The 19,647-nt window shown below is 65.2% G+C and carries 21 protein-coding genes; 12 read left to right on the top strand and 9 right to left on the bottom strand.

Going from position 1 to position 19,647, the window contains the following annotated elements; translation table 11 throughout:
• Positions 1–45 precede the first annotated feature (45 nt).
• Positions 46–456: a response regulator gene (locus ABCR88_RS03580; RefSeq protein WP_015634016.1), complete on the bottom strand. Its 411-nt coding sequence runs from the start codon at positions 454–456 to the stop codon at positions 46–48.
• A gap of 182 nt (positions 457–638) precedes the next feature.
• Positions 639–845 carry a Flp family type IVb pilin gene (locus ABCR88_RS03575; RefSeq protein ID WP_041115747.1) on the bottom strand — a complete coding sequence of 69 codons (207 nt, stop codon included), beginning with the start codon at positions 843–845 and terminating at the stop codon, positions 639–641.
• 327 nt (positions 846–1,172) lie between these two features.
• Between ABCR88_RS03575 and cpaB the strand changes: the two genes are divergently transcribed.
• The 8 genes from cpaB to ABCR88_RS03535 are packed head-to-tail and all read left to right on the top strand — an operon-like array spanning position 1,173 to position 8,635.
• A complete protein-coding gene (gene cpaB / locus ABCR88_RS03570) occupies positions 1,173–2,108 on the top strand; it encodes a Flp pilus assembly protein CpaB (protein ID WP_236185670.1) in 936 nt (311 codons plus the stop codon).
• Positions 2,109–2,127: 19 nt separating this feature from the next.
• The gene (locus tag ABCR88_RS03565; RefSeq protein WP_350404133.1) at positions 2,128–3,381 is read left to right on the top strand and encodes a type II and III secretion system protein family protein; all 1,254 of its coding nucleotides are present in this window, start codon (positions 2,128–2,130) and stop codon (positions 3,379–3,381) included.
• The gene (locus ABCR88_RS03560) at positions 3,378–4,565 is read left to right on the top strand and encodes a pilus assembly protein (protein ID WP_232644087.1); all 1,188 of its coding nucleotides are present in this window, start codon (positions 3,378–3,380) and stop codon (positions 4,563–4,565) included. Before ABCR88_RS03565 ends, ABCR88_RS03560 begins: the two co-directional genes overlap by 4 nt.
• Positions 4,562–5,836 carry a CpaF family protein gene (locus tag ABCR88_RS03555; protein WP_011059064.1) on the top strand — a complete coding sequence of 425 codons (1,275 nt, stop codon included), beginning with the start codon at positions 4,562–4,564 and terminating at the stop codon, positions 5,834–5,836. Before ABCR88_RS03560 ends, ABCR88_RS03555 begins: the two co-directional genes overlap by 4 nt.
• A 16-nt stretch (positions 5,837–5,852) precedes the next feature.
• Positions 5,853–6,734, top strand: a complete 882-nt coding sequence (locus tag ABCR88_RS03550; RefSeq protein WP_350404131.1) for a type II secretion system F family protein — start codon at positions 5,853–5,855, stop codon at positions 6,732–6,734.
• A 1-nt stretch (position 6,735) separates the two neighbouring features.
• Complete coding sequence (locus ABCR88_RS03545) at positions 6,736–7,620, top strand: type II secretion system F family protein (RefSeq protein WP_232644085.1); 885 nt, start codon at positions 6,736–6,738, stop codon at positions 7,618–7,620.
• Positions 7,621–7,631: 11 nt separating this feature from the next.
• Positions 7,632–8,366 (top strand): tetratricopeptide repeat protein, encoded by a 735-nt coding sequence (locus tag ABCR88_RS03540; protein WP_350404129.1) that lies wholly within the window; start codon positions 7,632–7,634, stop codon positions 8,364–8,366.
• Positions 8,366–8,635 (top strand): DUF3613 domain-containing protein, encoded by a 270-nt coding sequence (locus ABCR88_RS03535; RefSeq protein ID WP_232644083.1) that lies wholly within the window; start codon positions 8,366–8,368, stop codon positions 8,633–8,635. The genes ABCR88_RS03540 and ABCR88_RS03535 overlap by 1 nt, the downstream gene beginning before the upstream one ends.
• Positions 8,636–8,678: 43 nt before the next feature.
• On the opposite strand, the gene ABCR88_RS03530 is transcribed toward ABCR88_RS03535, so the two are convergent.
• Complete coding sequence (locus tag ABCR88_RS03530) at positions 8,679–9,470, bottom strand: response regulator transcription factor (protein WP_047283763.1); 792 nt, start codon at positions 9,468–9,470, stop codon at positions 8,679–8,681.
• 126 nt (positions 9,471–9,596) lie between these two features.
• Positions 9,597–10,064 carry a prepilin peptidase gene (locus ABCR88_RS03525; RefSeq protein WP_015634007.1) on the bottom strand — a complete coding sequence of 156 codons (468 nt, stop codon included), beginning with the start codon at positions 10,062–10,064 and terminating at the stop codon, positions 9,597–9,599.
• Positions 10,065–10,138: 74 nt separating this feature from the next.
• On the opposite strand from ABCR88_RS03525, the gene ABCR88_RS03520 reads away from it, so the two are divergent.
• Positions 10,139–10,576 (top strand): TadE/TadG family type IV pilus assembly protein, encoded by a 438-nt coding sequence (locus ABCR88_RS03520; RefSeq protein ID WP_015634006.1) that lies wholly within the window; start codon positions 10,139–10,141, stop codon positions 10,574–10,576.
• Positions 10,573–13,341, top strand: coding sequence for an ATP-binding protein (locus ABCR88_RS03515; protein WP_350404126.1), 2,769 nt, complete (start codon positions 10,573–10,575; stop codon positions 13,339–13,341). Before ABCR88_RS03520 ends, ABCR88_RS03515 begins: the two co-directional genes overlap by 4 nt.
• Here ABCR88_RS03515 and ABCR88_RS03510 read toward each other — a convergent pair.
• The 5 genes from ABCR88_RS03510 to ABCR88_RS03490 form a co-directional block, all read right to left on the bottom strand.
• On the bottom strand, positions 13,326–15,320 hold the full coding sequence (locus ABCR88_RS03510; protein WP_350404124.1) for a pilus assembly protein TadG-related protein: 1,995 nt from the start codon (positions 15,318–15,320) through the stop codon (positions 13,326–13,328). The two genes, ABCR88_RS03515 and ABCR88_RS03510, sit on opposite strands and share 16 nt — an antisense overlap.
• A gap of 158 nt (positions 15,321–15,478) precedes the next feature.
• Positions 15,479–16,036, bottom strand: coding sequence for a DUF4136 domain-containing protein (locus ABCR88_RS03505; RefSeq protein ID WP_053156174.1), 558 nt, complete (start codon positions 16,034–16,036; stop codon positions 15,479–15,481).
• A 38-nt stretch (positions 16,037–16,074) separates the two neighbouring features.
• Positions 16,075–16,683 carry a DUF4136 domain-containing protein gene (locus ABCR88_RS03500; protein WP_041115730.1) on the bottom strand — a complete coding sequence of 203 codons (609 nt, stop codon included), beginning with the start codon at positions 16,681–16,683 and terminating at the stop codon, positions 16,075–16,077.
• An 11-nt stretch (positions 16,684–16,694) separates the two neighbouring features.
• Positions 16,695–17,444 (bottom strand): methyltransferase domain-containing protein, encoded by a 750-nt coding sequence (locus ABCR88_RS03495; RefSeq protein WP_350404123.1) that lies wholly within the window; start codon positions 17,442–17,444, stop codon positions 16,695–16,697.
• Positions 17,441–17,746, bottom strand: a complete 306-nt coding sequence (locus tag ABCR88_RS03490; protein ID WP_011059051.1) for a MazG-like family protein — start codon at positions 17,744–17,746, stop codon at positions 17,441–17,443. Before ABCR88_RS03490 ends, ABCR88_RS03495 begins: the two co-directional genes overlap by 4 nt.
• 190 nt (positions 17,747–17,936) lie before the next feature.
• Between ABCR88_RS03490 and ABCR88_RS03485 the strand changes: the two genes are divergently transcribed.
• Positions 17,937–18,230 carry a hypothetical protein gene (locus ABCR88_RS03485; protein WP_011059050.1) on the top strand — a complete coding sequence of 98 codons (294 nt, stop codon included), beginning with the start codon at positions 17,937–17,939 and terminating at the stop codon, positions 18,228–18,230.
• A gap of 67 nt (positions 18,231–18,297) precedes the next feature.
• A complete protein-coding gene (locus ABCR88_RS03480; protein ID WP_041115728.1) occupies positions 18,298–19,644 on the top strand; it encodes an MATE family efflux transporter in 1,347 nt (448 codons plus the stop codon).
• Positions 19,645–19,647 lie beyond the last annotated feature (3 nt).

The following is a 19,647-nucleotide window of genomic DNA, read 5'->3' as shown; positions in this document are numbered from 1 at the left end:
CGGGTCTTTTTTTGCCGCCAGGACAGCACCGGCCAAACCCTGGGGTCAGGGGCCAACGACATGCAGCCGGGGTTCGGGAAACAGATTGTTGAGGGTTTCCAGCAGGCGCACGTGGTAGATCGGCTTGCGAAACAGGTCCAGGACCTGCAGCCGCAGCAGGTCGCTGACGTCATCCATGTCGGCATGCCCCGACATGACGATCACCGGCAGGTGCTGGCGCGCGGTGTGCTCACGCAGGCGCTTGATCAGCGATAGGCCGCTTTCCTCGGGCATGCGCAGGTCAGTGATTACCAGGGCGATATCCGGATGCCGGGTGAGGTGGTCCAGGGCCAGCTTCACCGAGGTGGCAGTGAAACAGCAGAAGCCCTCGCCTTCGAGCAGTTCGGCAAGTTCCAGCAATGCATCCTCTTCGTCATCGACCAGAAGAAGTTGCTGACGTGAGGATGGGGAAGTCATGGACGGTACCCTGGTGTGAACTTCATGCAAGTGGGTGAACGCAGCCAATGCACAGCCGGCCGGGCGGCCCTCAATCACCAGCAGGCCTTTGGTTAGGCAAACCGCAGGCCTGCACGAGACCCGGATGGCTGGAAAGTCGGGCGATCACAACCCAGAGGCTGCTCAGCTGGGCCACTCCATGCTCAAGGGTTAGGACGGGTGACGGTGCCGCCTCCGAGGTTAGTCAGGATGTTGTTGAAAATGGCCAGAACACGATCACCCAGTGGGGTGACGAACGCCACGACCACAACGGCCACCATGGCCACGACAATGGCGTACTCGATGGCGGATGCGCCTTCGGTGCGGTCAAAAAACTGGCGCGCCCTGAGCAACAAGTATTGAAAAATCATCCTAGCTCTCCTTGCGCCGCAAGGCGCCGTTGGAACAGCACCGGGCAAATTCCCCGGTGCAACCTGAGCATTGTCAACAAAGGCCGGCCCAGCAACTGTAAGAACTGATTAGTCATTAAGTATTAATTGGAAGGTAGGCGCCAAAAAACCTGCCCATGTGGACAGACTCATACCTTTGTTAGCTATTTTTGGGTGAGTTAATGGCATTTCGTCCTAGCTCTACTACCTTCACATAGCGAAATAGTTGCATGTTCATAGCTGCCTGATTGCGAAATTAACTCGTTTGGAATCACGGGCTGGTAGTGCAGCAGGAAAGGGAGAGCCTTCATGAACAGTCGCCTCACCATGGGTCTGGCCGGACTTCTTCTGGTAGGTGCGGTGTTTTTCGGTTACTGGGGCCTGGTACTCAGTCGTAAACCCGAACCAGCACCACCGGTTCAACCCGTGGCGCCCAGTGTCGTCGAACCAGCCACCACCAGCGCAGAAGACCAGACCCGCCAACCAGTGGTCGTGCTGGTGCGCGATGTGCCGCCCTTCGTGCCCCTCGCCGCCACCGATCTGGCGCTGGAAAAACTGCGCACCGCGCCGGCCGGCAGCCTCAGCGCCATCAGCCAGGCGGTGGGCCGCACACCTTGGCGGCAGTTGAATGCCGGCACCTGGCTCAATGAGCAGAGCTTCAGTACCGGCGGCGCCCTGGCGCGGATGATTCACAGCGACGAACGAGCCCTGGCGGTCGCGGTCGACGAAGTGATCGGCGCCGCCGGACAACTGAGCCCAGGGGACTATGTCGATGTCGTGCTGTTCCTACGCCAGGACACCAGCAACCCGCAGCAGTCGGCACAGATCGCCGTGCCCGCCATGCGCGTGCTGGCTGTGGGCGAACAGCTGGGCCTGGCCAATGACGGGCAGCCCGCCTCCCCCGGGTTGAGCAACGAAGAAAAGCTCAAGCAGGACCAGCGCCGGCTGAATGCGCGCACGGTGGTCCTGGCCGTCCCCGAACAACTCTTGAGCCGGCTGATGCTCGCCACCCAGGTCGGTGTGCTGCGCCTGGCCGTGCGCAGCAGCGAGGAACAGCGCCTGGCCCATTACTGGGCCGGCAACGAAGAAGCCAGCGAGCACCTCGATGCCGCCAACAGCAACCTGTTCCAGTTCACTCAACTTGCCCTGGGCAGCGCCCCGCGCGCACCGGCCGCCCAAGGTGGCGCCGCACGGTCGGCGGTGGAAGTGATCCGGGGCAACCAAGTCACTCAACAAACTCCCTGATTGAGCAAGGATGCACTACATGCGCAGTCGTTCCATGCCACTGTTCTCCGCACTGCTGACCCTGAGCCTGGGCCCGCTGCTCTGCACCCAGGCCCTGGCTGCGGCGGTGGCAGGCTGTTCGAACCTGGCACCGTTGCCCGCAGTGCTGGAGATCGGCGAAGGCTTGCAGCAGGAACTGCAATCTCCGGTGGCCATCACCCGCCTGGCGGTGGGCGACCCCAAGATCGCGGACGTCCAGACCACCGGCAACAGAGCCTTCCTGCTCACCGGCATGGCGCCCGGCGCCACCAGCCTGATGGTCTGGACCACCTGCGCCAGTACCCCACGCCAGAGCATGGTATTTGTCCAGGGCCGGGCCACCGCCGACATGAGCACCGGCCGCCTGCGGGCCAGTGACGATCCACTGCTGCCCAGCCAGGTGCAGACCGACATCCGCTTTGTCGAAGTCAGCCGCACCAAGCTCAAGGAGGCCAGCGTTTCCATCTTCGGCCGCGGACACAACTTCCTGTTCGGCGCGCCCGGCACCGCCCCCGTTACCAGTGGCACCTCCGGCAGCGTGACCCCGACCTTCGGCGGCCGCCGGACCAACATCCCGCTGGACAACGGCACCTTCAACATCGGCTTCGGCAACGGTCGGGTGCTGACCCTGATCAACGCCCTGGAAGGCAGCGGCTTCGCCTACACCCTGGCCCGCCCGTCCCTGGTGGCCCTCAGCGGCCAGAGCGCAAGCTTCCTGGCCGGGGGCGAAATCCCCATCCCGGTGCCCAGCACCGGCAGCAACAGCGTGACCATCGAATACAAGGAGTTCGGTATCCGCCTGACCCTCACGCCCACCATCGTCGATCGCGGGCGTATCTCCCTTAAGGTTGCCCCGGAGGTCAGCGAACTGGACTACAGCAACGCCGTGACCATTGCCGGGACCCGAGTCCCGGCGCTGACCATCCGCCGCACCGATACCAGCATTTCCCTGGCCGACGGCGAAAGCTTCGTCATCAGCGGCCTGATCAGCACCAACAACAGCTCTCAAGTGAACAAGTTTCCAGGGCTGGGGGACATTCCGGTGCTCGGAGCCTTCTTTCGCGACACCACGATCAATCGCGAAGAGCGTGAACTGCTGATGGTAGTGACCCCGCACCTGGTCCAGCCCCTGGCCGCCGACGCCAAGCTGCCGGCCCTGCCCGGCGAACGGCTGCGCAACTACGACCCGAACTTCTACCGCATGTTCTTCCTCGAGAACGGCAACTTCGACAAGCGCAGCGGGTTGTCGCAATGAACCAGGACCTGAGCCAAACGTTTCTCGCCATCACCCGCAACAGCACCGACCTGGAGTGGCTGCAAGGCGCCCTGGCGCCCCTGGGCCAGGTCGTGGGTGCCGATGGCAGTCTCGACGAGCTGCTGGCACTGGTGGATGTGACCTTCGCCAACCTGGTGTTCGTCGGCCTCGATCGCGAACACGTGGTGGCCCAGGCCGCCATGATCGAAGGCGCCCTGGAGGCCAAGCCGATGCTGGCGATCGTCGCCCTCGGTGATGGCATGGACAACCAGCTGGTGCTCAATGCCATGCGCGCCGGCGCCCGCGACTTCGTCGCCTACGGCTCGCGCTCCAGTGAAGTCGCCGGGCTGGTCCGCCGTCTAAGCAAACGCCTGCCGGCAGTGACACCCAACACGCAACTGGGCGGCCTGACCGTGCTCTATGGCGCCCAGGGCGATAGCGACGGCGCCCTCCTGGCCAGCCACTTGGCGCTGGTGGTGCAGAAGAGTGGCCAGCAGACACTGCTGCTGGACCTGGGCCTGCCCCGGGGCGACAGCCTGGCGCTGCTGGGCCTGGAAAGCTCGTTCCACTTCGGCGACGCCCTGCGCCACCTGCGGCGCCTGGATGCCACACTGATCGACAGCGCCTTCACCAGCGCCGAGGCGGGCCTGCGGATCCTCGCCTACGCCAGCCACGACGCGCCTCTGGAGCACACCAGCGCGGCGGAGCTGTACATGCTCCTCAGTGCCTTGCGCCAGCACTTCCAGCACATTGTGGTGAACCTTGTCGGCCAGCCGGACAGCGAGGCCCTGCGTACCTTCGTCAGCCATTGCGACAAGCTGCTGTGGTGCACCGACCAGAACGTGCTCGACTGCCGGCGCAACCTGGCCGTACTCAATCACTGGCGTGAAAAAGGCATGAAACTCGAGCATGCGCGCTTGCTGGTCGACCGCTACCTGCGCACCGTGGCACCGGATTCCGAAACCCTGGGCAAGACCTTCGGCCTGGAGGTGATTGCGGTGCTGGCCTACAGCCCCGAGGTGCGCCTGAACGCCAAGAACCAGGGCGTTACCCTGTTCGAACTGGCCCCGCGCGAGGCCCTGACCCAAAGCCTGCGTACCCTGGGCGAGCGGCTGGCGAAACGCTCCCAGGGCCTGCCCAAGCCCAAGGCCGGCTGGCTCAATCGCATCATGGGGGGCAGATGAGCGGCGAAAAACTCTTTGGCGCCCCACCCCGCGCAGGCGCCGGCAATAGCGACCACGAAGGCCTGAAGCTGGTGCTGCATCGCTACATCATCGATGCCATCGAAGAGTCGGGGAAAAACCTGCTGGAAAGCTCCCGGCAGAACCTCTCGCAATTCGTCACCGACAAGGTGGCGGAGTACATCGCGCGCATGCACCTGGCGATCTCGCGCTATGAAATGGAGCGGCTGGCCGAAGAGATCGTCGACGAACTGACCGGCTTCGGCCCCCTGGAAGTGCTGTTGCGCGATCCGGCGGTGACCGAGATCCTGGTGAACGGCCCGCACCGGGTGTTCGTCGAACGTGAAGGCGTGCTGCACCAGAGCGACCTGCGCTTCATCGACGCCCACCATGTGGAGCGGGTGATGCAGCGGATTCTCGCGCCCCTGGGCCGGCGCCTCGACGAGTCCTCGCCGATGGTCGATGCGCGCCTGCCGGACGGCAGCCGGGTCAACGCGATCATCCCGCCCATCGCCCTGGACGGGCCCTGCCTGTCGATTCGAAAGTTTCGCAAGGACATGCTCAAGAGCAGCGACCTGATTGCCATGCAGACCATCGACCTGGCGATCTTCGAATTCATCCAGGAAGCGGTGGGCAAGCGCTGCAACATCCTGATCAGCGGCGGCACCGGCACCGGCAAGACCACCCTGCTGAACATCCTCAGCCAGTTGATCAACCCCCATGAACGGCTGGTCACCATCGAGGATGTGGCCGAACTGCAGCTGGGCCACCCCCACGTGGTCCGCCTGGAAACCCGCCCGCCCAATGCCGAGGGGCACGGCGAGGTGAAGGCCAGCGACCTGATCCGCAACGCCCTGCGGATGCGTCCGGACCGGATCATCCTCGGCGAGATCCGTGGTGTGGAAGTACTGGACGTGCTGACCGCAATGAACACCGGCCACGACGGCTCCATGAGTACTGTGCACGCCAACAATGCCCAGGATGCCCTGCTGCGCCTGGAAACCCTGGTGGGCCTGACCGGCCGCCAGATCGCCGAGCGCACCCTGCGGCAGATGATCTGCGCCGCCCTGGATGTGGTGATCCAGTTGACCCGCATGCCTGATGGCCGGCGTTGCGTCAGCGAAGTCGTGGAAGTGGTGGGCATACGTGACGACATCTACGTCACCAATACCCTGTTCCGCCTGGATCGTCGGACCGGCTTCGGCTTCCTGCGCGAGGCGATGAACCCTGCGGGTGACAAACTGCGCCGCGAAAGCGGGCTGGGCGTCAATTGAACCGGCGAGGTGGCCCATGATCGGTCTGCTGTTTACCTTGATCTGCCTGCTTCTGCTGGGGCTTTCCGGCTGGCTGTTCTACCACGGCGTGCGCAAGACCGAGCGGGAACGAGTGCTCAACCGCCTGGCCGAAGGGCAGCCCGACCTGACGCCACAACGCACCTCCTGGGGTGGCCTGGAGCGCGCGTTCGCCCGGGCCGGCCAGGGCCAGCCCAGCGAGCGCCTGGGCCTGTGGCTGGCGGTGTGGGTGGTGCTGATGCTGCTGGCCTATGTGCTGGCGAGCTGGCTCGGCCTGTTGGGCGGCATCCTCCTGCCACCCCTGCTGCTGCGGCTGTATATCGCCTGGCTGTATCAGCGCCGGCTCAAGCGCATGATCGAACAACTGCCGGCCTTGCTCGATCACAGCGTGCGCAGCCTGAAGTCCGGGCGTACCCTGGCGGACGCCGTGCTGGGTGCCATCGAGGCCAGCAACGACCCGCTGAAGAACGCCATGGGCCGCATCCAGCGCAACGTGCAACTGGGGGTCAACCTGCCGGACGCGGTCAGCGATTTTGCCGAGTTCTACGAGCAGGACGAACTGCGCATGTTCGCCCTGGGCCTGAAGGTCAATCATCGCTACGGCGGCAACGCCAGCGAGTTGCTGGAAAACCTGATCAAGCTGATCCGCGAGCGCGAGCAAGGGGCGCGGCAACTGAGCGCGATGACCGGGGAAACCCGCATGACCGCCTGGGTCCTGGGAACCCTGCCGCTGTTGCTGGTGGGCTACTTCATGCTGACCAACCCGGGCTACATGCTGGGCATGTGGCACGACTCCGCGGGGCAGAAAATGCTGATCACCGCGGTGTGCCTGCAGATCTTCGGCTGCCTGGCCCTTTGGCGCATGTTGAGGAGCATCTGAAATGCTGGTTCTGGCCGCTGTACTGATGTTTCTCGGAGCGTTGCTGCTGCTTGGCAACGGTGTGCTGGAACAGCGCCGGCGCGAGCGCCAGATCGCCCAGCGCTTGCAGGGCAACATGACCCGCGACAGCCGCCTGGGCAACTGGCTGCGACTGCTGGGCGACAGCCGCTTCGGGCAGCGCGCGGTGAGCATGGACAGTGAAACCCAGACCCTGCTCAACCGTCTGGGCTGGCGCCGCGCCAGAGAGCGCTCACTGTTCGCCGCCAGCCAGATCGCCACACCGGTGCTGGCCGTGTGCCTGGTGATCTTCATCCAGGAAGTGGCCTTTCCCCAGGCCCAGAGCAAGTGGCTGGTACCCATGCTGGCACTCGGTGCCGGCTACCTGCTGCCCAAGCGCGCGCTGGCCTACGCCGCCAAGCGCCGGCAGAAGCACATCGCCCTGGAGATCTCGACCTTCATTCCCCTGCTGCGCATCCTGTTCGAGTCGGGCATGGCAGTGGAACAGGCGTTGCGCGTACTGAGCAGCGAAGCGCAAAAGCTGCTGCCGGAACTGACCCACGAACTGCGCCTGATCCTGGCCCGTGTCGACTCGGGGCTGGAGCTGGGCCATGAACTCAACCAGACCGCCACCCTGCTGGCGGTGGACGAGTTCACCGACACCTGCGTGATTCTCCAGCAACTGATCCTGCAGGGCGGCGGGGCTATGAAATCGCTGCAGGCGCTCAAGCAACTGCTGGACGACCGGCGCCTGACGCGCCTGCAGGAATACATCTCGAAAATGTCCGCAAAAATGTCGGTGGTGATGATGCTGTTTCTCTTCCCCGCCCTGTTGATCGTGCTGGCCGGGCCAGGCTTCACCGCCATCGCCCGGGCCTTCGCTTCTTAAGAGGGAACCTGATGAAAACCATGATTGTCGTTGCCAGCCTGTTGCTGCTCGGAGGGTGCGCCAGCAACAGCCAGACGCCCTGGGCGGCCCTGACCAACTCCAGCAGTTGCGCCAAGCTCAGCTCCGAGCAGGAACTGGCAATGAACCTCGCCGACGAAATGGCCACCAATGGCAAGCTGCACGCCAGCCTGGCCAACCTGCAGAACCTGCCGGACAACCTCGCCGAGGTGCGCGTACGCAAGGCGCGAGTCTATCGGTTGCTGGGCCGCAGTGAGGCCGAACCCTTGTACCGCAGCCTGCTGGGCTCGTGCCTGGCGGCCGAAGGCGAGCACGGCCTGGGGCAGTTGGCGGCGGCCAGGGGCGACAACGGCCAGGCCCAGGCGCACCTGCAACGGGCCGCGCGCCTGGCGCCGACCAATGAAAGAATCCGCAATGACCTGGGGGTGGTCTACCTCAACCAGTTGCGCATCGAGGATGCGCGCTTCGAGTTCCTCACCGCCATCGAGCTCAAACAGTCCGAGCCCCTGGCGGCCATCAACCTGGTGACCCTGTTGCTCTACCAGGACAACTGGCAGCAGGCCGCGCAAGTGGTCAGCCAGGCGAGCCTGAACCCGCAGCAGTTCGCCCAGGCCCAGGCCCGCGCCGAGGAGCTCAAGGCCCCGACCGCCCCGCGCGCCAAGGTGACCCAGGTCGCCAGTGGCGCTACCACCTTGCAGCCAGACGCCGCACCCGCCAAGGAGCGCTGATGATGAAACTGCCGATGTTCTATTGCACTGCCCTGCTGGCGCTGCCCCTGGCCACCCAGGCCATCGAGGCCGGCCCTGCTTCGCCCCAGCAACAGGAAACCGAAGCCTGGCTACTGTTGCAGAACCGCAACCTGGCGTCCTCCCCACAGCCTCAGACGGCCACGCCCACCGAACGCGAACTGGCGCTGCAGCGCTGGCTGAAGAAATACAAATACGAGATCCCGGACCTGTACGACCCGGACGCCGGCGGCAAGGTGGAAACCAAGTAGGGGAAAGCCCGCAACCGGCGGCGAACGGCTCGCCGCCGCAGGCTCAGTGGGCAGTCACCCGCTGGCGCAGCCCGGAATTGCTCGGTGACAGGGCCAGGGCCAGCTGTGTGCGGTTATGCATGTGGGTCAGACGCAGTACCTGGGAGACATACAGCTTGACGGTGTTTTCGGTGATCCCCAGCTCGCAGGCAATCTGGTAGTTGGTCTGGCCCTTGCCCACCAGTCGGGCCACATCCAGTTGCCGTGGCGACAGCTGGTTGAAGATGGCCGGGATCTCGATGGCATCCCCTTCGCCGGCGCCTTCGCCCCGGGGCTCTTCGCTGCGGCTGGTAGCCGGGCTGCGCCGGACCTTGTCCAGGTCCTGGTACAGATCATCGATGGATTCGGAAAGAAACTGCAGCTTCTGGTTGAGGTGCCCCAGGTGCAGGTTCTTCTGCCGTTCCTGCAAGGCGACCTCCTGACGCTGCAGGCCTTCGAGGAGTTCGTCCAGGTCGATGGGCTTCTGGTAGTAGTCGGCGATGCCGGCGCGCAGGGCCTTGATCACATCCTGCTTGTCCGACTGCCCGGTGAGCATGATGGCTTCGAATACCCGCTGCTTGCCGGCCATCCGTTGCAGTTCCTGGACCAGCTGAATGCCGTCCATATCGGGCATGTGCAGATCGCAGAGCACCAGGGAAATTTCCGGGTCCCTGTTGAAGCACTCCAGCGCCTGGCGGCTGGATTCGCAAGGGACACAACGGTAACCGCTGCTTTCGAGGAACTCGCAAAGCTCTTCGACAATCAGGGGCTGATCGTCGACCACGAGCACCTTCATCTGTGAGGTGAGCTTGTTCACGTGCTACTCCGTGCGGGCCAATCGCCGATTGGCCACTCCTGTGCTGCCACGCATGATCCGGGCAGCCACGACTTAAAACCTAGACCTACTTTCCGACTATGTACATAGCATTAATGGGTCCGGCGACTAGTGGATCACGCTCACAGTTAAGACCATTCCAGCCAGGACAAAGGGGGCAAAAGGGTATTTTTTTGACCCCCTCCCAGCGCGCCCTGCCACGGGGGTATCAAGTGCTTGTTTCTGCTGGGGCCAGAGCCTGAGCACAAGCAGCCAAAGCAGGCTGCACAGACCGGCGGCGATGAACGTCCCCAGCAGATACAGAGGGCCGGAGGCCAGCCCCAGGGCCGCCATCAACTTGACGTCGCCGGCGCCCATTCGTCCGCTGGCGTAGCCGGGCAAGGTGAACAGCAACGCCAGCAACAACGCCCAACCGCCCTGGCTCGCGCCGGCCCCCAGCCAGGTGGTGCCGTTCCACAGCAGGTAGACCGTCGCCAAGAGCGCGGCGCCAAGAGTCAAGCCATTGGCAATATGCCGCTGACGCAAATCCTGCAGCGCACAGATTGCCAACCAGACCCACAAAACCCAGAAATGCATCAGCCAGAACGGTCCCTTTTGCCGGAATGGTCCTATGCTCAATGGACATAGTGGTTGTCAGGGTAGACGCACTCATGAAACCGGGCCTCCCTAGAAAGCAGAAAGGCGCTGTGGCGATCGAATTCGCCGCGGTGTTCGTGATCTTTTTCGCGGTGTTCTACGGTCTTGTCAGCTACAGCCTGCCGCTGCTGATGATGCAGTCGTTCCACCAGGCCACTGCCGAAGCGGTGCGTCGCGCGGTGATGGTCGACCCCAATACCCCGAACTACGCCACCACGGTGCAGAACCTCGCCAACAGCGTGGTGCAGACCCAGACTCAGTGGATTCCCCCGCCCTTCAACTTCGCCGCCACCGACTACAGCGCGGTGTACAGCGCCGGGGTGCTGACGGTCTCGGTGAACTACCCCACCAGCAAGCTGAACCAGGTGCTGCCGCGGCTGGTGCTGCCAGGAATCGGCCCGGTACCCAGCCTGCCCACCTCCCTGACCGCTAGCTCGAGTCTGCAATTTTGACCTCTGGCGACAAGCTGCTCGGACGTCTACTGGGCCGCCAGGCGCTTCCCGCCGCACAGCCGCACAGCCCGCTGCCGCCCCAGGCGGTGGGCCTGCAACTGGTGCTCGATCAACAGGGGCGCATCCTCACCAGCCACGGCCCGCTGCGCCACAGCCTGATCCAGCTGCCCCCCTCCCGCGAGCCACCGCTCCTGCTGGACTACGTATTGCCCGGCAGCGTCCTGGCCCTTGAGGGCGGCCCTGCCGACTGGAGCGGCCAGGTGCTGGACCTGGACCTGCGCGGCGCCGGCGGCCAGCCCCTGCACCTGCGCGGCTGGGTCCAGCGCTGGGGGCAGGAATGGCACCTGCAACTGCTGGATATCGGCGACCTGGTCCAGCAGCGGCAACAGGCCCTGGGGCGCGAGCAGTGCCGGGTGTTTGCCGCCCAGGCCAGCGAACAGTTGCGCCTGTGCAACCTGACCCGCCTGCCGGACGTGCTCCACGACCAACTCACCGACCTGGCCCGCTATTGGCACATTCCCTGTCTCGGCCTGGCCCTGCTCGACGAGCAGGAGCAGGGCTGGGTGATCCACAGCTGCTACAGCGCCCATGACGCCCCGCGCCTGTGGCAGGAAGGCCAGGCCCTGGGGGCCGGCCTGGACAGCCTGAGCGGCAACACCCCTCAGCACCTGAACCAGATCCAGGGCCTCAACGAACACCCGCGGCTGCAAGGTATCTTCGGCCATCGCGAAGGCTTCCTGGTGCCGTACCGGGATGATCACGGCGTCGCCGCCTGGCTCTTGTGCGGCTGCTACGCGGTCCAGCAGCATGCCCCGTACCTGCTGGATCGCGACTGGCTGATGCTCGCCGCAGCCCTGGCCGGGCCCTTGCTCAGTCGCCTGCGGGAGCATCGCCATCACCTGCACCTGGAACGCCTGGAGGCCCTCCAAGGGCTGCTGGGCGCCGGCTGGTGGGAGCTGTGCCCGGACACCGCCGAAATACTGCTGGCCAGCCGCCTGGCCGCCAGCCTGCACCTGCCCGAGGATGGCGGCCGCCTGAGCGTGCAGGCCTGGCTGGAACTGATTCATTCCGCCGACCGCGGCGAACTCAGCAGCCGCCTGCAGGAACTGAAACTGGGCAAGCCGCTGCTGCTCAATGTGCGCCTGCACGAGCCCGACCCCAGCGCCCCCCAGCGCTGGTATCGCTTGCAGGGCCAGGCCCTGGGCCGAGGGGAAAGCCAACGCCTGGTGGGTTTCATGCTGGACATCAGCGACATCAAGAACCAACAGCAGCAGGCCGCCGCCGCCCATGCCCGGCTGGACAACCTGATCGCCAGTTCACCGGCGGTGATCTACGTCCAGCATTACCAGGAAGGCGCCTTGCAGCCGAGCTTTTTCAGCGCCAGCCTGCAACCCCTGCTGGGCTGGAGCCTGGCGGACTGCACGGCGCGGCCCCTGGCGGAGTGGGTGCACCCCGACGACCGCGACCTGTATTTCCAGCGCTGCCGCCAGTTGCTGCGCGAAGGCAGTGTGCATACCCGCTATCGGCTGCGCGATCGCCACGGTGCATACCACTGGGTGCTGGACGAAGCCAAGCTGCTGCGCGACGACCTGGGGTTGCCGGTGGAAGCCGTCGGCCTGTGGCTGGACGTCACCGAGGCAACCCTGGCCGCCGAGCAGGTGCGCCAGAGCGAAGAGCGCTATCGGATCCTGGTGGAAGATTCGCCGGCGATGATTTGCCGCTATCGCCCGGACCTGACCCTGACCTTTGGCAACCGGCCGCTGGCGGCCTACCTGGAATGCGCCCCTGAGGAACTGCCGGGCAGCAACCTGGGGCAGTGGCTCTCCGCCGAACAGCGTGAAGGCTTCGAGCGCCGGCTCAAGCTGTTGAGCCCGGAATATCCCGTGAGCACCGCCGAGATCAACCTGCAATTGCCCGGGCGCGAACATGCCTGGTGGGTGTGGTCGGATCGCGGAGTGTTCGATGAACAAGGGCAACTGCTGGAAATCCAGGCCGTGGGCCGCGACAACACCGAAGTCCGGCGCGCCCAGCAGCAGCTCACGCAAAGCGCGAAAATGGCCACCCTGGGGGAAATGGCCACCGGGCTTGCCCACGAGATCAACCAGCCGCTCAACGTGATGCGCATGGCCATCGTCAACGTGCTCAAGCGCCTGGGCAATGGCGACGTGCAGATCGACTACCTCACCGACAAGCTCAAGCGCATCGACGCCCAGGTCCAGCGTGCGGCCCGGGTGGTGGACCACATGCGGGTGTTCGGCCGGCGCTCGGAAGTGGAACAGCAGCCGTTCAACCCGGCCCACGCCATCGAAGGCACCCTCTCGCTGCTGGCCGAAGGCATGCGAGGCAAGGGGCTGGAGTTGCGGATCAGCGAGCTGGGGTTCGAGGTCCAGGTGCTGGGGTTTGTCGACCAGTTGGAGCAGGTATTGATCAACCTGCTGGTCAATGCCCGGGACGCCCTGCTGGGCAAACAGGAAAAGCAGCACGACTTCAAACCCTGGATCGCCGTGTACGGCCAGCGCGACGAGCAGTGGGTGCGCCTGTGGGTCGAGGACAATGGTGGCGGCATCGACCCGCGCCTGCTGGAGCGGATCTTCGAGCCGTTCTTCACCACCAAGCCGGTGGGCATCGGCACCGGGCTCGGGCTGTCGGTGAGCTATGGCATCGTGCAGAACATGGGGGGCCGCCTGAGCGTCAGCAACAGCCAGGACGGCGCGCGCTTCTGCATCGAACTGCCGATCGCCGAGGCAGATCAGATCACCAGGTAGGCTTTGCCGGTCTGCCCGCAGGTGAGGTTGGCCCCTACTTCCACGTCCATCAGGTTGATCCCCAGCCCCGACAGCAGGTTGTTCAGCAGAGGGTCCAGCAGCGGGCTCAGGAGCCCGGTGATCAACGGCGTGAGCAGGTTGCTGACCCCGCTGATGGCCGAAGCCAGCCCCGTGACAATGGCCCCCAGCGGGTTGTTGTTGACCGGCTTGTAGACGATCAGGTTGATGCCGGCCAGGGTGCCCGCCAGGCTGTTGACGATGTTCGTGGTCGGGGCCGCCGTCTGGTAAGTCGGGGTCTGGTTGACGTTGGGCGGTATCGGAAACGGCGACGCCGAGCTGGAGAACACCAGGTCCTGGGTATTCTGCGCCACGCTGGTGTTGACCATCACCGCGATGCCGCCGCCCGCGTAGTGCACCACCGGGTCGCAACGCCCCGGCAGGACCAGGAACTGGTAGCAGGTGCGTATGCCCAGGTCCACCAGCGGCAACGGCTTCACCACGGGCTCGGCGGCAGACGAAAAGGCATTGGCCGGGTCGATCTGGCCGACCTTCAAGTCGGCGATGGAACTGATGGCATGGGCGGTCAGGCTCTTGGTCCCCCTGTTGTTCACCGGGCAGCTGTAGTCGGTGACATAGGCAATCGCGCCCCCCGCGTCCAGGCTCAGGTCGATCTCCGATGAGGAGGCGATGGCCGGGTATAGCTGTTCGCACCCCGCCCCCAGCAGGCATAACGCCGAACCCAGCGTCGCCACCAGGTTCAGGCTCAGCAGGCTGTTCAACACCGGGGTCAGCGGCGCCACCAGGTTGCCCACCGCGGTGCTCAACCCGGAAACCAGCGGCAGGGACAGATTGACCCGCACTAGGGTCCGTACCTGCGCAGTGCGTACATAGATCCGGTTGGCGCCCATGGGATCGGCCTTGGCCAGCGCCGGATTGCCGATGGCCGACAACTGCGGCGGCTCGATGACCTTGGCCTGCACCGTGATATTGGCCAGCCCCAGCACATTGATCGGCAAGGTCGCCGCCACCGCGCTGTTGCTGTTGGACAACTGGATCACCGCCTGCAACAGCTGGAACAGTTGCAGGTTGGCATCCAGGGCGGTGCTGGGCAGGCCGGTCTGCAACTGCAGGATATCTCCCAGTTTCAAGGGCGCGGCATTGATCGCGGCAACCTGCAGGTTGCCCAGGGCGGTCAGGATGTCGGCGGTGGCGCCATTGGCCTGGACCACGGTGATCGCCGCCTGGATCAGTTGCGTCACGCTGGTGGTGGTGTTGAGCAACTGGGTGTAATTGCCAGCGGCCACCCCCAGATTGATCGCCAGTTGGTTGAGGTAGCTCAGCAGGTTGATGTTGGTGTTGAGCAAACCGTTCCAGCCCACCGCGCTGAGGCTCAGGCTGCCCCCCAGCATCCCGCCCACCAGTGGGTTGAGAATGCTCGATTGCGCGGTACTGACGGTGCCCAGGGTGCTGCGAATGCTCAACTGCGCCACGGTGGGCGTCGGCGCAGCAGCCACGGCCGTGGCGCTGAGCTGGGTGGTGAGGTTGATCGGCCCCGGTGTGAACAGGGCCGCCACCCCCGATGCCACGCTGATGGGCACGGTATGGGTGGCGATCACCCGTATCGCCACCGCTTGTGCAGGGTTGGCAGTGAAGGTCCGCAGGCCGTTGGCCCCGGTGGTCAGGGAACCGCAGGAAGTGCTCAGGCTACTGCCGGTGGCTACGGTGAAGCCGTTGCGGGTGGCGTTCTGGCCGGCGTAGGCGGCGGCCGTCAGGCCGGCCTGGCAGGTGCCGCCACGGCTGACGGCCTCCAGCGCGGCGTTGTCCGCCACCCGTTGCAACTTGCGCTGTTCCATGTAGAGCCGACCGCTGTCCACTACCAGCAACATCAGCAACAACGCCAGGCCGAAGGTCACCGCCGCCATCAGGCCAATGGCCCCGCGCTGACGAGCCGGGCCGTAAAACCGCTTCAGGGGAGACATCGGGGCACTCCTTTACCGGCTCGCAGCCGAGCGCTATCTCCATCGATGAAAGCAGTGTAGTCAAAGGCCGTGGCAGGCGCCGGCCGGGGCGCGGGGTCGCCGGACTGGCGGCAGCAGGCAAGGCCACACGCCTGTGCCGCCCTGCCCGGTCGAAGGTTTCAGTGGGGCGGGTAGTTCTGCAGGATACGCGTCACCGTGGTGCGGACCGCGGCGCTGCGATCTGCCGGGTTGGGCGAGCTGCTGAGCATCTGCTCGTCGCTGCCGCGCCACACCAGCTTGCCGTCCTTGCCGTCCAGCAGGTCGATCTGGATGGTTGCCACCTTATAGGTGATGTTGCGGGTTTCGTTGTACATCGGCCCGCCCCAGTAGCCATTCCACGGGCCGCCCCAACCGCCGCCATAGTTGGTGGTGACCTGCTGCTGGCGGTCCTCGACGATCAGGTACGCCTGCACATTCAGGTCGGCCCGGGCACCACCCTGGGCCGGACGCAGGCCGCGCTGGTCCAGTTGCTCGGCCACCGCCTGGCGGATGCGCTGTTCGGTCAAGTCGCTCTTGATCCGTGGATCATCCGGCCGGTATTGCAGGGCGGGTTCTTTCCAGTTCCAACTGCGGTAGGCGCCAAAGTCCCGGCTGGCGTCGAAGTCATGATTGACCTGGTTGGCGGCGCAGGCACTGAGCAAGGCGGCACACACCAGTAGAGCGATTCGATGGAACATGCTGTTTCTCCGCTTGAAGACAAAAACCGGTGGCGATCCTAACTGGGAGGATAGGCCGCCATTGCCTTTTGCACCGCCTCACGCAAGGCATCGGCCCGCTCGCCGAGGCTGCCGCGGCTGCTGGTTTCGGCGCTGGCGCTCCAGACCGGCTGGCCGCTGGCGCCGTCATACAGATTGACCCGCACCACCACCACTTCCACCTCGTAGGTGCGCACCACCGGCACGCTGCCGTACATGCCGTAGCCCGGGCCATAACGGTTATAGCCGCCGTAACCGCCATACCCGTAGTCGTCCTGGACCTGGCGCAGGCGCTTTTCCAGGTGCAGGTCGGCGCTGACCCACAGGTCCGCCGGCCGGTTGTCATGCACAGGGCGCAAACCCTGCTGATCCAAGGCATTGCTGACCGCCTCGGCAATCTGCGCCGAGTCGGCCCAGGCCGAACCGCTGGGCAGGCGACCATTGAGCCAGGCCCAGTTGCGGTAGCGGCCATAGTCCCGTTGCGGCGCCGGGTAGGCGCTGCGGTCAAAGGTGCCCGCAGCTTGCGGCGGGGCCGGCGGCAGCGGGTTGGAGCTGGCGACATAGGGGTTGCTGCCCTGACAGGCGGCAAGCCCCGAACACAGGAGGATCAGACCCAGGCGGTGTTTCATTGCACACTCCGTTAGACCGGCCGGCACAGCCAATGCAGATAACGCCCAAGCCCGGCGAAACTTGGGTGTCGACGGTGAGCCAGCTCCATTTCCAGCAGATCCGTCAGCTCGGCACGGGCCTGGAACTCCACCGGCATGTAATCGTGGAAAACCCGCACTCCGCTCTGGCTTTCGACTCGCCACAGGCCCTCAAGTTGCGCCGCCAGCTCGCGAGGATCAAGGGGCTGTTGCGGGGTCAGGCTCTGTTTCTCGCCGGCCATGTCATTCTTGCGCATCTTGCGGAAATGGCCCTTGAGCAGGTTGCGGTAAACCAGTGCATCGCGGTTGTAGAAGGCCAGGGACAGCCAGCCATCGGCGGCGGTCAACTGATGCAGCACCGGCAGGATCGCGTGGGGTTCGGCCAGCCATTCCAGCACCGCGTGGCACAGCACCAGGTCGTAGGGTTCGGTCAGTTGCCCCAGCAGTTCCTGCCAGGGCGCCTGGATGAAGGTGGCCTGCTGCCCGGCTTCGGCAAAGCGCTGCCGGGCGCCTTCAAGCATGGGCGCGGCGGGCTCGGCCAGGGTGACCTGGTGCCCGCGCTCGGCCAGCCACAAGGACATGTGCCCCAGCCCGGCGCCGATATCCAGCACCCGCAGTGGTCGCTCGGGCAGCGCTTCCTTGAGATCGGCCTGGAGCACCGCCAGGCGGATCGCGCCTTTGGCACCGCCATAGATCTTCTCGGCGAAACGGGTCGCCAACTGATCGAAATGCCGGTCGCTCATGAGCAGAACCGCCGTTCGCTGTCCGCCAGCTTGCTGCGTACCACCTGGTCCATGTCCAACCCCAGCTCGCTGCACAGCAACAGCAGGTAGAGGACGATATCCCCCACTTCCTGGCCGGCATGGGCCAGCTTGTCTGCTGGCAGTTGCCGCGACTGGTCCTCGCTCAGCCACTGGAAGATTTCCACCAGCTCGGCCATTTCGACGCTGGCGGCCATGGCCAGGTTCTTCGGGCTGTGAAATTGCCGCCAATCGTTGCGGTCACGAATGGCGTGCAGGCGTTGGGTCAGTTGCTCTAGGTTCATCGGGGTCTCCTGAAGGCGTATAGCTTCCGGGGGATGGACGTGGGACGCAAGAGCGCTTTCGCCGGCAAGCCGGCTCCTCCAGAATGCGCAACCCCCGACAGCTTCTATGCTTAACAGGGAACTCGCCACGGGTGTTCATGGCCCAAGCTTGAGCTCGGGCACTCGGCCCATCTTTCATCAGGACGCGCACATGCAGGTAGAAAGTTTCTTCGAATGGCTCGGCCAGGCCATCGGCTCGGTGATCCGCTTTATCGTCGACCTGCTCAGCGGGTTGTTCAATACCCTGACCCACGCCGGGGGCAACTTTGTCGACGGCCTGTCCCGCGCTCTGGGCATGGACACCTCGATCGTCAGCATCATTGCCCTGATCATCGGCCTGATGTTCCTGTACTCGGCGATCCGCGCCTTCATGCGAGCCTCGATCATCCTCGGCATCATCTGGCTGGTGCTCGGCCTCTGGCTGCTGAGCTGGATCATCCACTGATCCCCCCGCACTAACCCCCGGCGCCCGCGGGCGCCGGGTACAATGCCCGCTCTCGCAAGGAGCCTGCATGCCCCCCCTGATTTCCGATTGGCGTCACCGCCCCACCCATCGCCGCGTCTGGGCCCTGGCCGCGCCGATGATCCTGTCGAACATTTCCGTGCCCCTGGTAGCGCTGGTGGACAGCACGGTGATCGGCCACCTGCCCCACGCCCACCAGCTGGGCGCCGTGGCGGTCGGTGCCAGCCTCTATACCTTCCTGGCCTGGGCCATGGGCTTCCTGCGCATGGGCGCCACCGGCTTCGCCGCCCAGGCCGCCGGGCGCGGCGACGGGGCGGCGCTGCGACAGATCCTGCTCCAGGGCTTGATACTGGCCATGGGGCTGGCGCTGCTGCTGGGCGCCATAGGCGTGCCCCTGAGCGGCGCGGCGCTGCACCTGATGCAGCCCTCGGCGGAGCTGGACCAGATGACCCGGAGCTTTTTCCACACCCGCCTGCTGGGCCTGCCCGCGGCCCTGGCCAGCTTCGCCCTGGTGGGCTGGTTTCTCGGTACCCAGAACGCCCGGGCACCGCTGGCCATCCTGCTCAGCACCAACATGCTGAACATCGCCCTCAATCTTTGGTTCGTCCTCGGCCTGGACTGGGGCGTGGTGGGCTCGGCCCGGGCTTCGGTGATCGCCGAATGGAGCGGCGCGCTGGTCGGCCTGGCCATGACCCGGCCGGCTCTGCGGGCCTATCCGGGGCAAATCGCCTGGGCGGCATTGCGCCGCTGGCAGAGCTGGCGCCCGCTGCTGGCGGTCAATCGTGACATTTTCATCCGCAGCCTGGCCCTGCAATCGGTGTTCTTCCTGATCACCGTGCAAGGCGCCCGTCTGGGCGATGCCACAGTGGCGGCCAATGCCCTGCTGCTCAACGGCCTGCTGCTTACCGCCCATGCCCTGGATGGCCTGGCCCACGCAGTGGAGGCCCTGTGCGGCCACGCCATCGGCGCCCATGACCGCCCGGCCCTGCGCCGCTCGCTGGTGGTAGCCGGTGGCTGGTCGCTGCTGGCCAGCCTGGGGTTCGCCGTGCTGTTCCTGCTGGGCGGCCACCTGTTCATCGAAATGCAGACCGATATTCCCGACGTGCGCCAGACCGCCTTTACCTACCTGCCCTACCTCGCCGTACTGCCGTTGATTGCGGTCTGGAGCTACCTGCTGGACGGCCTGTTCATCGGCGCCACCCGGGCCCGGGAAATGCGCAACGGCATGTTGCTGACCGTGCTCCTGCTGCTGCCTTTTGCCTGGGCGCTGCAAGGCCTGGGCAACCACGGCCTGTGGCTGACGTTCCTGCTGTTCATGTTCCTGCGCAGCCTGACCCTGGGCGCCTTCGCCTGGCACCTGCAGCGCCGCGACCGCTGGTTCGCCGAGGCTCGCTGAACC

Source organism: Pseudomonas sp. W17, assembly GCF_040268305.1.
In the GTDB taxonomy this organism is placed as follows: Bacteria; Pseudomonadota; Gammaproteobacteria; order Pseudomonadales; family Pseudomonadaceae; genus Aquipseudomonas; species Aquipseudomonas protegens.
Note: the sequence above shows the minus strand (reverse complement) of the source record. Positions and strands in the feature narration are given on the sequence as shown.